A 14,981-nucleotide genomic window follows, 5' to 3' on the forward strand; every position below is an offset into this window, starting at 1 on the left:
CACGATGAAATGAATAATAAATTTTTGCGCCAACTCCAGACTTATTTACAGTCAAAATTAAAGCCTGAGAATTACCAGAGCTTGCTAGGAGTTATCGGCGACATGCCGCGCCTGTTGGCCATCAACCTGGCCTGCGGATTTGGCGTCCACTATATCCTGCATGCGCGCGGCAATCTGTTTGAACACATCGTGTTTTCCATGTTCATAGGCTTTTCAGCCTATTTGCTGATCAAGATATTCAAGCGCCTGTTCTGGGGTGCCGGGACACCAAACACCATCGGTTTTTACCTCATGTGTATCGTGGTGGCGCCCCTGGCCTTACTGGTGGGCATGTCGATCGCCGCCGTGGTATTCAACTACCCTGTTCCGGATGTCAAAACGATTAAGTCACCATATCTGCTCAGCTCTATCGCCATGACTTGCATAGTCAGCCTGATTGCGGCATGGTCATTCTGGAGCCGTGCCAGAATTTCAGAATTGCAGGCCTCTACCGAAGCAGAAAAAGCCAAGAATGCCGCGATAGAAAAACAGGCGATGCAAGCACAATTGCAAATGCTGCAGGCACAGATAGAACCGCACATGCTGTTCAATACCCTGGCCAATCTGCAAGGCCTGATTGCGATAGACCCACCGCGCGCCCAGCACATGCTGGCACAATTGATCGTCTATTTGCGTAATACCCTGAGTTCATCCCGCGCAGAAAAAACCACGTTGAAGCAGGAATTTACTCTGATGCAAGCCTATCTGGAATTGCTGGTGATACGCATGGGCAAGCGCCTGCAATACACCCTGGATTTGCCCGACGATTTGCAGCAAACAGCGATTGCCCCCATGCTCTTGCAACCTTTGGTGGAGAATGCTATCAAGCATGGGCTGGAGCCGAAAATGGAAGGTGGCAGCATCCATGTCATCGCCGAAAAACAAGATGCCATTCTCCATCTGAAAGTCATCGACACCGGCCTGGGCCTGCCCTTTAATTTTGATGACAGCAAGAACATCAGCAGCGAGGGTCACAATATCGGCAACGCCAATATCCGTGAGCGCCTGCTAGCCCTGTATGGGCCACAAGCCAGCCTGACACTGCAAGCCAATCAACCCGAAGGGGCAATTGCCCATCTCAATATCCCTATCAAAGAATAATTACCATGACAGCCAAACGTGCCCTGATTGCGGAAGACGAACCCATACTCGCGCTGACCCTGCAAAAAATGCTGGAAAAACTCTGGCCGGAACTGCAACTCTGCGCCGTGGTTGAAAACGGTGTACATGCAGTACAGGAAGCATTGGACAAACAGCCAGACATCCTCTTCCTGGATATCAAGATGCCGGGTAAAACCGGACTGGAAGTGGCACAGGAACTGGCAGAAGAATGGCCTGATGACAAGGCCTTCCCGCTGATAGTCTATGTCACCGCCTATGATGAATATGCGATAGAAGCCTTCGAACATTCGGCCTCTGATTATGTCTTGAAGCCTGTCAGTGAAGAACGTCTGAGCAAGACCGTGCAAAGACTGCAAGCAAGGCTGGCAGATGGCGTGCAAAGGCCAAACGAACTTGATCGTGTACTCGAACAATTGCGCCACCTTGTCCCTGGTCAAGCCCTTCCTGGCAGCACCAGTCATCAGGCAGCACCAGAACGCCTGCGCATCATCCGCGCCGCTGTCGGCAACCAGATACGCATGATCAATGTCGATGATGTGCTGTATTTTGAAGCGACTGACAAATACATCAATGTCGTCACCAGAGAACATTCGTCCCTGATACGCAGCAGCCTGCGTGAACTCTTGCCACAGCTCGACAGCAGCATCTTCTGGCAAATCCACCGCAGCACCGTCGTCAATACTCTGCATATACAAATTGCCAACAAGGATGACACTGGCAAGATCAGCCTGAAGCTCAAAGGTAGTGAAGACAAGCTACAAGTCAGTAGAGTCTATGCACACTTGTTCAGACAGATGTAAGCTAGGTACAAAAAATTAAAAGTGAGCGTCAATGACAAACCCAAAAAACTTAAAAGACTTGCAATGGCAATGTGCCAGCTTTACCGAATTAGGCAATTTGCAATTACACGCGATTTACCAGGCGCGTGCTGCTGTGTTTGTTATTGAGCAAAACTGCGTGTATCAGGATGTGGATGGCAAAGACCCTATTTCACATCACCTGACTGCCTGGACACCAGACGGCGAAGTGGCGGCTTACCTGCGCATAGTCCCGGCAGGCATCAGCTTTGTCGAAGCCTCATTAGGACGCGTCATCAGTACCCAGGACTGGCGTGGCACAGGCGTTGGCAAAGCTTTAATTGCGCATGGCATCCAGGCTTTGCACGCGCTCTACCCGGCAGCTCCTATCCGTATCGGTGCCCAGGCTTACCTTGAAAAATTCTATGGCAGCTTTGGTTTTGAGACGGTTTCTGACATCTATCTGGAAGACGATATTCCACATATCGAGATGCTGCTGCTCGCAAAAGCCTGATTAAATCGCTTATAATGCTGCCAAATCAATGACTTACTGAATTTCATCATGCCCGCTGTAATACAAACACCCGATAAACCCTACGTCAATATTTCTGCCTACAAGTTCATCACTTTCGATGACACCGCTGAAAAACGCCAGGTGTTTCTGGACAAATGCAAAGAACTGAATCTGAAAGGCACGGTATTGCTGACGCCAGAAGGCATCAACATGTTCCTGGCCGGTTTGCGCCATGAGATAGATGCCTATATGGACTGGCTGCATCAGGACCCGCGTTTTGCAGACGTGGTCGCCAAAGAGAGTTTTTCTGACCACCAGCCCTTCACCAAGATCCTGGTCAAGTTAAAGGCAGAAATCATCACCATGCGCATGCCGCTGATCAAGCCTGAAGAAGGCCGAGCCCCTGCGGTGGATGCACATACACTGAAACGCTGGCTGGATCAGGGTCATGATGACAATGGCAAAGCCGTGGTCATGGTCGATACCCGCAATGATTTTGAAGTCGACGTTGGCAGCTTTGACAACACCATTGATTACCGCATAGCCAAGTTCACAGAATTCCCGGCGGTTATTGAAGCCAATCGTGATGCCTTGAATGACAAAACCGTAGTGACTTTCTGCACCGGCGGCATACGCTGCGAAAAAGCCGCCATCCATATGCAGAATGTAGGCTTCGACAGCGTCTACCAGCTCGAAGGCGGCATCCTCAAGTATTTTGAAGAAGTCGGCGGCGATCATTACCATGGCGATTGTTTTGTGTTTGACTACCGCACGGCATTGAACCCGCAACTGGAAGCTACCGATACCAAACAATGCTTTGCCTGCCGCGCAGTCGTCACGCCGCGTGAGCAATTATCGCCCTGGTATATCTCTGGCAAGTCTTGCCCGCATTGCAAGAAAGAGTCTACTGGCGCTACTGAAGCTGAAGCCACTATTGCCCAATAGTCAGCCTCGCTCACATAACGCTTTCAGATAAAAGCATTACTGTTAACAGCAGTAATGCTTTTTTTGTTTTCCGCAATGAACTTCGCCAGGCTCATTCAGTCTATCCTTTCACTAATTCTTATAATTCCAGAGCGTCGAGAGCGCCTGCTCAGACAATAAAAACATCTTATCCAGAGACCCCCTATGAAACGCTTGCTACTCAGCACTCTCGCACTCAGCCTGCTGGCCAATGTTGCCCATGCAGCAGATCCTAGCCCAACGACAATAGTTGCCAAAGCGACTGCGCTTGGTTCTGGCATCCATCCCGAAAACATGGATAAGGCCGTACGCGCCCAGGATGATTTCTATCGCTATGCACAAGGTGCCTGGCTGACAGCCAATGAAATCCCGGCAGACAAATCTGACTGGGGTACTTTCATGAAAGCGCGTGAAGATGTGCAGCAACAATTGCGCACCATCGTTGAAAGCGCAGCCAGGGATGGCAACAGGCGAGCTGGTTCAGATCTGCAAAAAATCGGTGATCTTTACAATAGCTTCATGGATGAGAAGAGACTCAATGCCCTGGGCATTGCAGCCTTGAAGAGCGAACTGGCGCACATTGCAGCCCTGAAAGATAAAGCTGCCATCCCTAAACTGATTGCACATTTCCATGAAATCAGCGTCAACACGCCCATCCGTGCAAGTATAGGCCAGGACAGCAAAAATTCCAGCCAATACGCGGTTGAGGTATCCCAGGGCGGTCTGGGCTTGCCAAATCGCGATTTCTACCTGAAGCAGGATGATGCAAAAATGGCGGACGTCCGCGCCAAATACAAGGCACACATAGAAAGAATGCTGACGCTGGCTGGCGAAAAAAATGTCACGACACAAGCTGACAATATCATCGCACTGGAAACTGCACTGGCCAATGCACAATGGACAGCCGTGGAAAACCGTGACCCGGTCAAGACTTACAACAAATTGTCGGCTGGCGAGTTGAACAAGATGACCCCTGCTTTTAACTGGACGACTTATCTGCAGTCGGCCCATATGCAAGGCAAGGTCAATGATCTCATCATACAGCAGCCGAGTTTTATAAAGGGCCTTGACGATAGCCTCAACAACTTTTCACTGGATGCATGGAAATCTTATTTCAGTTGGCATCTGATCAGCACTTACAGCCCTTTCCTGTCATCGGATTTTGTCAATGAAGACTTTGCTTTCAAGGGTGCCACGATCGCCGGCATCAAGGAAAACCGCACGCGTGATAAACGCGGCGTGGCACTGACAGATCAGATCCTGGGTGAAACTCTAGGCAAGATTTATGTGGAAAAATACTTCTCGCCTGAAGTCAAACAGCGCACGGAAAAAATGGTCGGCTATTTCCTCGAAGCTTTTAAACAAAGCATAGAAACACTGGACTGGATGAGTCCTGAGACCAAGAAGCAGGCGCAAATCAAACTGTCTAAAATCAGTGTCAAGATAGGCTACCCGAGACAATGGCAGAACGATACTGGCCTGACGATCAAGAGTGATGACCTGGTCGGCAACCTGCTGCGAGCACGCAAAGCCCACTATGACAGGGAAGTTGCCAAGCTGGGCAAACCCATAGACCGCGAAGAATGGCATATGACGCCGCAAACGGTAAACGCTTATTACAGCGAGACTATGAATGAAATCGTCTTCCCGGCGGCACGCCTGCAATCACCCTTGTTTGACGTCACCGCGGAAGATGCTTTCAACTACGGTGCACTGGGCATTTCCATCGGCCATGAGATCAGCCATGCCTTTGATGACCAGGGTGCACAGTATGATGGTAACGGTAACCTGCGTAACTGGTGGACAGCCGAAGACCAGGAAAAATTCAAGAAAAAAACCGCCAGCCTGGTCGATCAATATGCGACGTATAGTCCCGTTCCAGGTTATGTCCTGAATGGGAAACTGACCCTGGGTGAAAACATTGCCGACAATGCGGGCATCGTCATGGCCTTGCGTGCTTACAAGCTCTCACTGCAAGGCAAACCTGCACCTGTGATTGATGGCTGGACCGCAGAGCAACGCCTGTTCATGGGCCTGGCACAAGCCAGACGCGGCAAGTCACGTGAACAGCGCTCTATCACCCTGGTCAAGACTGATCCGCACTCCCCTGGCGAATTCCGCGTCAATGGCAGCCTGGTCAATCATCCCGATTTTTATACCTCCTTTGATGTCAAACCTGGCGACAAGATGTACCTGCCACCAGAAAAACGCGTCAGCATCTGGTAAGCGGCGCTATCAGTAAAATCCTCATGCTACCTGTCTTTATATTGGTAGACAGGTAGCAGATTTCACGACTTCTTCTGTAACTATTTGCTACCGTTGACAAATAGCTTGTGATTTTGTGGTCTTATATTATTGTGGATGTACTTTCTATGTACTCATCAGGAGACCAAATGTCATTAGCCTTCCGCAAAATAGCCATTATTGCTGCCCTCTGCACCAGCAGCCTGTTACCGCTTTCCGCACATGCTGGCCGTGGTTGCATCTCTTGCGGCCCTTCTGGCGGCTCTGAAGCCTTGTCCATGGGGGTAGGTATCATCATGCTGGGTGGTTTTTCCATGGTGGCTGGATCAGGCGAGATGATCGTTGATACTGTCAAGGCTGGGGCCGATGGCGTGACTGTCGTGCTCAAAGGCTCTACCCAGGCAGTCAGCACCACGGTCAGATTATCTGGCAAGGGTATAGAAAAAGCCGGTCTGGTCAGCGGTGCTGTGGTGGAAGTCAGCGCCACGACAACAGGTTATCTGCTGGTCAGTGCAGGCAAGGTAATCGCGTTTATTCCGAATGAAATAGGTACTGCCCTGATGCATCACAACAAGGTCTGATCAGATTGAATATGCGCAAAAACTCACTGACTTCCCCTGTCACGCTTGTGCTGTTACAGCGCGTGTTGATTATCCTCACGTTTGCCTGCGCAGCCCCGGCTTTTGCCGGGCGTGCCTGTGAGGAAAGCAATTACGATCCCAAAAAAATCATGCAGGCCCTGGAGTTTGCGCACAAAACCCAGATCAAGCTGGATGATACCAAGGCCGAGGTTGCCATCATCGCCCGCGTAGGCCAGGATTTATCCAAATACAACTTGCGCTATTCGCATCTGGGCTTGATAGAACACCTGCCAGATGGCACATGGTCGGTCATGCATGAGCTCAATCAATGCGGCACTGCCAACTCGGAATTATTCAGGGAAGGTCTGGGTAACTTCTTCATGGATGACATGTTTGCCTTTGAAACCCTGATCCTCATCCCCAGCCCTGAACTGCAAGAAAAATTGCGACAAGTGATGGCCGATGGCCGCGCCAAAAACCTGCATGCTGCACGCTATAACATGTTGTCCTATGCCTATTCCACGACCTATCAAAACTCCAATCAATGGGCACTGGAAGTCATCGCCGCAGCCCAGGCCAATGATGTGAAGATAGAAAACCGCACGCAAGCACAAGCCTGGTTAAAATCAGCGTCTTACAAGCCGGATACCCTGCAAATCCCCTCGCTGACACGCCTGGGTGCACGCATGTTCCGCGCCAATGTCGCTTTCGACGACCACCCTTTCGATCGCCGCATGGCCGGGCAAATCGATACAGTCACCGTTGAATCCATAGTACGGTTTGTGATGTCACGAGATGCTAGGGCTGAAAAACTGGTGCTCAAGCAGTAAGGCACCAGGCCAGATAAATCCAGCACGAACTCAAGTCGGGATCCCCCGGGTTTGCTGCAATGCCGCATAGGCGTCGATTAGAAGACTTATTCAAATGTTATGAATAAGTCTTGCTTGCCTTACATCCCTCCCCTTAGCATGTCCACAAAATAATAATAAGTTTGCCAATATCAGCGTGCAAGGCTTGTTCCTTGCGTCGCCAGATTTTCATAAAACCAGAGACAAAGGTAAAGCATGGAGAAGTTTTGGCTGCAATCCTACCCCAAGGGCGTCCCCGCAGAAATTGACTGTACACAGTACAGTTCGGTCGTGCATCTGCTGGAAGAATCCTTCGATAAATATGCCCAGCGTCAGGCCTATGTCTGCATGGACAAATACCTGACTTATGCCGAGGTTGATACCTTATCCAAAAAACTGGCGGCCTGGCTGCAAAACAGGGGGATGGAAAAAGGTGCCCGCGTTGCCGTCATGATGCCCAATCTCTTGCAATACCCGGTAGCAATCGCCGCCATCTTGCGCGCCGGTTACACGGCGGTGAATATCAACCCACTCTACACCCCGCGTGAGCTTGAACATCAGCTCAATGACTCTGGTGCTGAAGCCATCATCATCCTGGAAAATTTTGCCACTACCCTGCAACAGGTCTTGGGTAAAACCAGGATCAAACACATCGTCGTCAGCAGCATGGGCGATCTGATGGGTGGCTTCAAAGGCATGGCACTCAATTTTGCGGTGCGCCATATTAAAAAAATGGTGCCGGAATTTTCCCTGCCCAGTGCTATCAGCTTCAAGCAGGCGCTGGACCAGGGTGCGGGCCTGCAATTACAGCCTGTGACCATCAGCCATGATGACATCGCCTTTCTGCAATACACTGGAGGCACGACTGGCATATCCAAGGGTGCCGTGCTGACTCATCGCAATGTCACGGCCAATGTCTTGCAAAATGAAGCCTGGGCGCAACCGGCATTGAACAAGGCTCCCAAGGTAGAGGCCATGAGCATAGTCTGCGCCCTGCCCCTGTACCATATCTTTGCGCTGACCAGTTGTTACCTGATGGGCATGCGCCTGGGCGGCATGAATATCCTGATACCCAATCCGCGCGATATACCAGGCCTGGTCAAGACGCTCTCCAAGCATCAGATCAGCATGCTGCCAGCAGTCAATACCCTGTATAACGGCCTGCTCAATAATGCAGACTTTGCCAGGCTGGATTTCACTTTGCTGAAAGCCTGCAATGGTGGTGGCACTGCTGTGCAACCCGCCGTCGCCGAGCGCTGGAAGGCAGTGACAGGCTGCCCCATCATAGAAGGCTATGGCATGTCAGAAACCTCACCGGTAGTCAGTTGCAATCCTACTGATTCCAGTGATTTCAATGGCAGCATAGGCTTGCCCCTGCCATCGACAGAAATTGCCATACTCGACGACCATGGCCAGCCGCTACCGCTGGGTGAATCAGGAGAGATCGCCATACGCGGGCCACAAACCATGCAGGGTTACTGGAACCGCCCGGATGAAACTGCCAAGGTCATGACGGCAGATGGTTACTTTAAATCTGGTGACATAGGCATCATGGAAGCCAGTGGATTTATCCGCGTGGTCGATCGCAAGAAAGACATGATACTGGTGTCCGGTTTCAATGTGTACCCAAATGAAATTGAAGGCGTGGTCGCCAGCCACCCTGGCGTACTGGAATGCGCCTGCGTCGGCGTACCCGACAGCAATTCTGGCGAAGCTGTCAAACTGTATGTGGTGCGCAAGGATGCGCAATTGACCGATGTACAGTTGATGAGCTATTGCAAGGAGCAATTGACCTCCTACAAGAAACCCAAATACATAGAATTCAGAACAGAACTGCCAAAGTCCAACGTGGGCAAGATATTGCGCCGCGAATTGCGGGATGAGAAAAAAGTAGCCTGACGATTTGTTCCACCTCTGTAGTACCTCTGCACCAGTTCACGCCTGCTTAGCCAGGCGTTTTTTTATGTGCACCTGCATGTAAAAACAGAATTTACATATTAGGGAAGGATGTTAAAATTTAAACAAACATCTTCGTACTGTCACGACAATGACACAAACCAGCGTAGCCCTGCAGCAAAACATCCAGGATATCTACCAGCGCGATTCGCGTCGCGTATTTGCGACTTTGGTACATTTACTGGGAGATTTTGGGCTGGCAGAAGAAGCCTTGCATGAAGCCTTCAAGGCAGCACTGGAACAATGGCCAGAAAAAGGCATGCCTGAGCATCCACATACCTGGCTGGTGTCGGCTGGACGTTTTAAAGCGATAGACAGCATACGCAGACAAAGCCGCTTTGACCCTCTGGACCAGCATTTGGAAACCGTAGAGGCGCTGGTGGATGAAAGCGGCCAGCCTGGCGATACTACACTTGAAGCTAGCATCGTGGAAGATGACAGGTTACGCCTCATTTTTACCTGCTGCCACCCGGCACTGGCAGCCGATGCCCAGGTGGCCCTGACACTGCGTGAAGTCTGTGGCCTGACAACAGAAGAAATCGCCCATGCCTTCCTGTCCCCGGCACCCACTCTGGCACAACGCATAGTACGTGCCAAGGCAAAGATACGTGATGCCAAAATCCCTTATCAGGTGCCAGAAAAAGAAGAACTGCCAGCCCGCCTGCATAGCGTGCTGAGGGTGATTTACCTGGTCTTCAATGAAGGCTACTCCAGCTCTGCTGGTGATAATGCCCTGCGCCTGGATCTGGCAGCAGAAGCTATACGACTGACACGCCTGCTGCAAGAATTATTGCCAGAACCTGAAGTCAGCGGTTTGCTGGCGCTGATGCTCTTGCATGAGTCACGCCGCCCTGCCCGCACGGATGCCCGGGGCGAATTAATCGCGCTGGAACAACAAGACCGGCAGTTGTGGGATCAGACCTTGATAGCCGAAGGCTGCACTTTGGTAGAACAGGCTTTACGCTCTGGCCACTTTGCTGCTTATACACTGCAGGCGGCGATATCTGCCGTCCATGCAGAGGCCATTACTTATGCAGAGACTGACTGGCCGCAAATCACTGGCCTGTATGATGCCTTGCTGAGGGTAGAAGTCAGCCCCGTCATAGAATTGAACCGCGCAATCGCCATCGCCATGTGTACCGGCGGATTAAAGACAGGCTTGCAACTGGTAGCAACCCTGCTGGAAAAACAGGAAATGCAAAACTACCATCTGGCTCATGCAGCGAGAGCTGACCTGTGCCGCCGTAATGGTGACCTGGCGCAGGCAAAATCATCCTATGAACAGGCGCTGAAACTCTGCAAACAAGAGCCGGAAAAGCGCTTTATTGAGCGCCGGATACAAGCCTTAAGTAAGTAGGTAAGCAAACAACTTCCTTCAAAAAGTCTCGCCCCTAACCCCAGGAGATATATGTCCGAACTGCACCGCGTCCTTGCCACTTTACTCATGAGTTTTCTCCCTGCATTTTGCATTGCTGAAGCTGCACCGATTTCTACCGGGCGGGCCTGCAAGGCTGCCACACAAGCCATCAATGAAGAAGGTTTTGTTGAAATAGGCGGCATACCCCAATGGGTGACCATCAAAGGCAGCCATTGCGGTAACCCAGTTATCCTGATCGTGCATGGCGGCCCCGGCAATACCATGAGCCCCTATGCCAAGGCTATTTACGGTGCATGGGAAAAAGATTACACCCTGGTGCAATGGGATCAGCGCGGCGCAGGCAAGACATTTGGCAAGAACAAACCCGGCGAAGAAACACCATTGACAATCGCTCAAATGGCTGACGATGGCGTCGCCCTGGCGGCTTATCTGACCCAACATCTGGGCAAGAAAAAAATCATCCTGACAGGCAGTTCATGGGGTTCGATACTCGGTGTACAAATGAGCTTGTCCAGGCCTGAATTATTTTATGCCTACGTAGGTACTTCTCAGGTCGTCAGCTACAAGACTAACCAGGCGGCCAGCTACAGCAAGGTATTGAGCCTGGCACAGGCGGCAAGCGATCAGGAAACCGTCACAAAAATGAGTGCTCTTGGCCCGCCGCCGTGGAACAATCCACGCAACTTCGGCGTTTTGCGCAAGGCAATACGCAAATATGAAGCACTGAGTACAGACCCTGCCCCAAAAGCATGGTGGGTATCTGATCCGGCCTATGCCACCACATCAGCACTGGCGGATTACGAAGCTGGTGAAGATTACTCTTTCCTGAAATTTGTCGGCTACAAGGGTGATGGCATGTTCAGTACCGTGGATTTTCCTGCCACGGCAAGCAAATTCTCCATCCCTGTCTTTTTTGTCCAGGGGGCGGAAGATTTGCTGACCATGCCAGAGATTACCCGCCTATATGTGGATAGCATTACCGCACCGAAAAAAGAATATATCGTCGTGCCACGCGCCGGACATGATCCGAATTTGCCATTTATTGAGGCACAATTAAAACTGCTCAATGAACGTGTGCGCAGTCTGAGCAATTAATATCCATCAGCAATTTTATGCTTTTCAAAAATTTTTAAAATATTTTTTGAAGTAGTGTCGATTTACTGTCCAGCCATTCGACTATCAGATGTGGAGATGCTTTCACACGATAATCCAAACAATTGATAAAAGGAAATGACCATGCCACATCCTATCGCTTACCTGTCCTTCAATGGCAACTGCAAGGAAGCCATGTACTATTATGAGCAAGTCCTGGGCGGCAAAATCACCGTCATGATGAGTGGTGCCGATTCACCTATGGCAGCCATGATACCGGCAGAATCTGCCCACCGCATCTTGCACGCACGCCTGGAACTGCCCGACGGTGGCTTGCTGTTTGCCGGTGATTGCCCGCAACAAATGCCGTATGAGGGCATCAAGGGTGTTTCGTTTGCCTTGAATTACGATACCACAGAAGAAGCCAGCAAGATCTTCAATGCGCTGGCAGAAGGCGGTCAGATCACGATGCCAGTGCAGCCTGCATTCTGGGCCAAGTCCTGGGGCATGCTGGTCGATAAATATGGCACCTCTTGGATAGTCAATGGCGAACCTTTGCCACTGTAATCAGATCAATCTTATCGCGACCTTGCTGGAGGCTCCATGAAATACCTGTGCCTGGTTTATCTCGACAATGAACACTGGAATGCCTGCCCGGATGAAAAATGCGGCATGTATGCCCAGGGCCTGATCGACAGTGGCCACATGCTGGCGGCTGAACCCCTGCATCCTGTACACACTGCCACCACGGTCAGGGTAAGGAACGGACAATTGTCAGTCACCGATGGCCCATTTGCCGAAACCAAGGAAATGCTGGCTGGCTTTTATCTGATTGATGCCAGGGATTTGAATGAGGCCATACACCTGGCTTCAAAAATTCCGCCCGCCCAGCACGGCAGTATAGAAGTACGCCCCGTGCGCGCACTTGATCTGCCCGCCATGTAGGCAACAGCGACAGCAAATTAAAGGAGAACGAAATGCATAAGCAAATCTTTGTCAACCTGCCTGTCAAAAACCTGGCCCGCGCCAGGGAATTCTGGAGCAGTCTGGGTTACAGTTTTGACTCAAAATTCAGCGGCGAGAAATCCGTCTGCGTCATCTTCGGTGAAAGCATCCTGGTCATGCTGCTGGTGGAAGAGCTCTTTGCCAGCTTCGCCCACAAACCCGTGTGCGATGCACATGAGCGTGTAGAAGTCTTGCATGCACTCTCTTGCGACAGTCGCGAGCATGTCGATACCCTCATCGCAAAAGCCCGGGCCGCTGGCGCTACCATACCGGACGAAGCGGAAGACCATGGCTTCATGTATGCCCAAGGTTTCTATGATCTTGATGGTCATGGCTGGAATTGCTGCGCATGGGCAGTGGAAGGCGAATGCAAATAAAGCGGCTAGTAATACTGCTTAATAACAGTACAAAAAAATTAAAGGAAGTCAAAATGCATAAGCAAATTTTTGTAAACCTGTCTGTCAAAAACCTGCCCCGCTCAAAAGAATTCTGGAGCAGCCTGGGTTATAGTTTTGAAGCCAAGTTCACCAATGACCAGGCTGCCTGCATGGTGTTGGGGGAGAACCTCTTCGTCATGTTGCTGGTGGAAGAATTTTTTGCCGGTTTCACCAACAAACCCATCAGCGATGCGCGTGAACGCACTGAAGTGTTGAACTGCCTGTCTTGCGACAGCCGCGAGCAAGTCGATAGTCTGGTCGCCAAGGCAAGGGCAGCTGGTGCCACAGTACCCAAAGAACCAGTAGACCATGGTTTCATGTACGGCCATGGTTTCCATGATATCGATGGTCATGGCTGGGAATTGGTGCACATGGTAGCTGAAGGCGAGTGCAAATAAATCTGTACAAGCTGAGTTGAAATTACCAAACCGTCTGCTTAAGTTACTTAAGAGGCGGTTTTTTTATGCCCCCCACTTTCGTTTTCATGCAATTCGTCACGGCAGACTCAAGCTTGGTCACACTATCGCCATCTACTCTCGCTGACGCGACATACTGACACAGTACGCCACCATATCCCAGATAAAACTCTTCAAATTGCATGGAATCAGAAATGGAAATTATCAGCCAGCCAAGTCGCCTATCCGCGCTCAATAACACCCCATCTCTTTTACATCGTTTAATGCATTACCTCACCAAAACTGCTCTGTTCTTTTTAAGCATGATTTTGTTCATAGCGGGCGCTGCACATGCGACCATGCCAGATACCAGGTATGAAGTCCAGCATGGCATTGTCTATCAAGGCACAGGTGAAGCTGCCTTGACTGGTGACTTATACCGTCCCAAGGGAGATGGTAAATATCCCGCACTCATCGCCATCCACGGTGGCGACTGGCGTTTTGCCGATGCCAGCCTGTATAAGCACTGGGGCCCTTACCTGGCACGCAATGGCTATGCCGTATTTGCCGTCAATTATCGCCTGGTCAAAGACAAAACCAATCTCTATCCAGCCGCCGTACATGACGTGCGCGCTGCGGTGCAGTTCTTGCGCCAGCAGGCAGCAACTTACCAGCTTGATCCTGAACGCATAGGTTTGATGGGTGACTCCGCCGGAGCGCAGCTTGCCACTATCGTCGCACTGGCGGGTGACCAGCCGCCGTTTTCAGATGGCAAGCAGCCCACTACCAGGGTCAAGGTTTGCGTAGGTATTTATGGCAGCTATGATCTGACGGCAAAATGGGAGCACTCCAATCGCTACTACCCAGACAATAATATTGCCCAGGGCTTCCTGGGTGATAGCCTGATCGACAACCGTAAAATTTACTTTGAAGCTTCACCACTGTCGTATGTGACGCGGGCAAATAATCAAACGCAGTTTTTTTTGAGCTGGGGAGCCAAGGATAAATTCGTTGACCCGGAAGCGCAGTCGATGGCTTTCATGCATGCCTTGAAGCAGGCAGGGTTTTCTGTGAGTTCTGTCGTGTTAAAAAATGTGGGGCATTATTGGGCTTCTGAGCCTATCAGGATGCCGGGGACGGATTCTGGATATCTGGCACCGCGATTGTTGCAGTTTTTGAAGGAGAAACTGTAGGTGCTGTCAGCTCATGATTCCAGGCCTGCATGTCATGGATGGTCAGTAATTCGTTTTGCTTGAGCAACAGGATATAGATTGAATGACCACCCCTCTCAAAGTCGTCATTCCTGCGTGCTTTTAGCAGGAATCCACCGGGCTGGCGCTCCAGGGGCGTTCGTAGCAAACTATTAGGCGAAGTAATTTCAGATTCATCGTGATTGTATATTGGTGTTTTTAAGTGCGATCACAAGTCATTGACGATTGCCGGTCGGGGGTAGCCCGACAGCTACATACCTTTCTTGCGTCGCTGTATAGAACAGGGACATAGGTTACAGGTGTATTGAGACATAGGTAACACATTTAAACGGATTTCTTTTGCGTTCGCAAATCAATTTGCAGGATTTTTTGACGGCAATAAAACACATCAAAAACCCC

Annotated in this window: 15 protein-coding genes; all 15 read left to right on the top strand. The window is 50.7% G+C overall.

The window, feature by feature from the left end:
* Positions 1-9 precede the first annotated feature (9 nt).
* The 15 genes from ACO0LC_RS25435 (at position 10) to ACO0LC_RS25505 (ending at position 14,564) form a co-directional block, all read left to right on the top strand.
* On the top strand, positions 10-1,140 hold the full coding sequence (locus ACO0LC_RS25435) for a sensor histidine kinase (RefSeq protein ID WP_423008446.1): 1,131 nt from the start codon (positions 10-12) through the stop codon (positions 1,138-1,140).
* 5 nt (positions 1,141-1,145) lie between these two features.
* Entirely contained in the window at positions 1,146-1,961 is an 816-nt protein-coding gene (locus ACO0LC_RS25440; RefSeq protein WP_423008448.1) for a LytR/AlgR family response regulator transcription factor, read from the top strand.
* Between the two features lie 31 nt (positions 1,962-1,992).
* Complete coding sequence (locus ACO0LC_RS25445) at positions 1,993-2,472, top strand: GNAT family N-acetyltransferase (protein WP_423008450.1); 480 nt, start codon at positions 1,993-1,995, stop codon at positions 2,470-2,472.
* 48 nt (positions 2,473-2,520) lie between these two features.
* On the top strand, positions 2,521-3,417 hold the full coding sequence (locus ACO0LC_RS25450) for a sulfurtransferase (RefSeq protein ID WP_211324382.1): 897 nt from the start codon (positions 2,521-2,523) through the stop codon (positions 3,415-3,417).
* A 183-nt stretch (positions 3,418-3,600) separates the two neighbouring features.
* Positions 3,601-5,661, top strand: a complete 2,061-nt coding sequence (locus ACO0LC_RS25455) for a M13 family metallopeptidase (protein ID WP_423008453.1) — start codon at positions 3,601-3,603, stop codon at positions 5,659-5,661.
* Between the two features lie 167 nt (positions 5,662-5,828).
* Positions 5,829-6,260, top strand: coding sequence for a hypothetical protein (locus ACO0LC_RS25460; RefSeq protein ID WP_423008455.1), 432 nt, complete (start codon positions 5,829-5,831; stop codon positions 6,258-6,260).
* Between the two features lie 11 nt (positions 6,261-6,271).
* Positions 6,272-7,090: a DUF2145 domain-containing protein gene (locus ACO0LC_RS25465; protein WP_423008457.1), complete on the top strand. Its 819-nt coding sequence runs from the start codon at positions 6,272-6,274 to the stop codon at positions 7,088-7,090.
* A 234-nt stretch (positions 7,091-7,324) separates the two neighbouring features.
* On the top strand, positions 7,325-9,007 hold the full coding sequence (locus ACO0LC_RS25470) for a long-chain-fatty-acid--CoA ligase (protein ID WP_423008459.1): 1,683 nt from the start codon (positions 7,325-7,327) through the stop codon (positions 9,005-9,007).
* A 148-nt stretch (positions 9,008-9,155) separates the two neighbouring features.
* Positions 9,156-10,421, top strand: a complete 1,266-nt coding sequence (locus ACO0LC_RS25475) for an RNA polymerase sigma factor (RefSeq protein WP_423008461.1) — start codon at positions 9,156-9,158, stop codon at positions 10,419-10,421.
* 51 nt (positions 10,422-10,472) lie between these two features.
* Positions 10,473-11,537, top strand: coding sequence for an alpha/beta fold hydrolase (locus ACO0LC_RS25480; RefSeq protein WP_423008463.1), 1,065 nt, complete (start codon positions 10,473-10,475; stop codon positions 11,535-11,537).
* Positions 11,538-11,678: 141 nt separating this feature from the next.
* Entirely contained in the window at positions 11,679-12,101 is a 423-nt protein-coding gene (locus ACO0LC_RS25485) for a VOC family protein (RefSeq protein WP_423008465.1), read from the top strand.
* A gap of 36 nt (positions 12,102-12,137) precedes the next feature.
* Positions 12,138-12,479, top strand: coding sequence for a YciI family protein (locus ACO0LC_RS25490; protein ID WP_423008467.1), 342 nt, complete (start codon positions 12,138-12,140; stop codon positions 12,477-12,479).
* A 32-nt stretch (positions 12,480-12,511) separates the two neighbouring features.
* A complete protein-coding gene (locus tag ACO0LC_RS25495; RefSeq protein WP_423008469.1) occupies positions 12,512-12,916 on the top strand; it encodes a VOC family protein in 405 nt (134 codons plus the stop codon).
* 53 nt (positions 12,917-12,969) lie between these two features.
* On the top strand, positions 12,970-13,374 hold the full coding sequence (locus ACO0LC_RS25500; protein ID WP_423008471.1) for a VOC family protein: 405 nt from the start codon (positions 12,970-12,972) through the stop codon (positions 13,372-13,374).
* A 281-nt stretch (positions 13,375-13,655) separates the two neighbouring features.
* On the top strand, positions 13,656-14,564 hold the full coding sequence (locus ACO0LC_RS25505; RefSeq protein ID WP_423008473.1) for an alpha/beta hydrolase fold domain-containing protein: 909 nt from the start codon (positions 13,656-13,658) through the stop codon (positions 14,562-14,564).
* Positions 14,565-14,981 lie beyond the last annotated feature (417 nt).

It is taken from the genome of Undibacterium sp. JH2W (genome assembly GCF_049340425.1).
GTDB lineage: Bacteria > Pseudomonadota > Gammaproteobacteria > Burkholderiales > Burkholderiaceae_D > Undibacterium.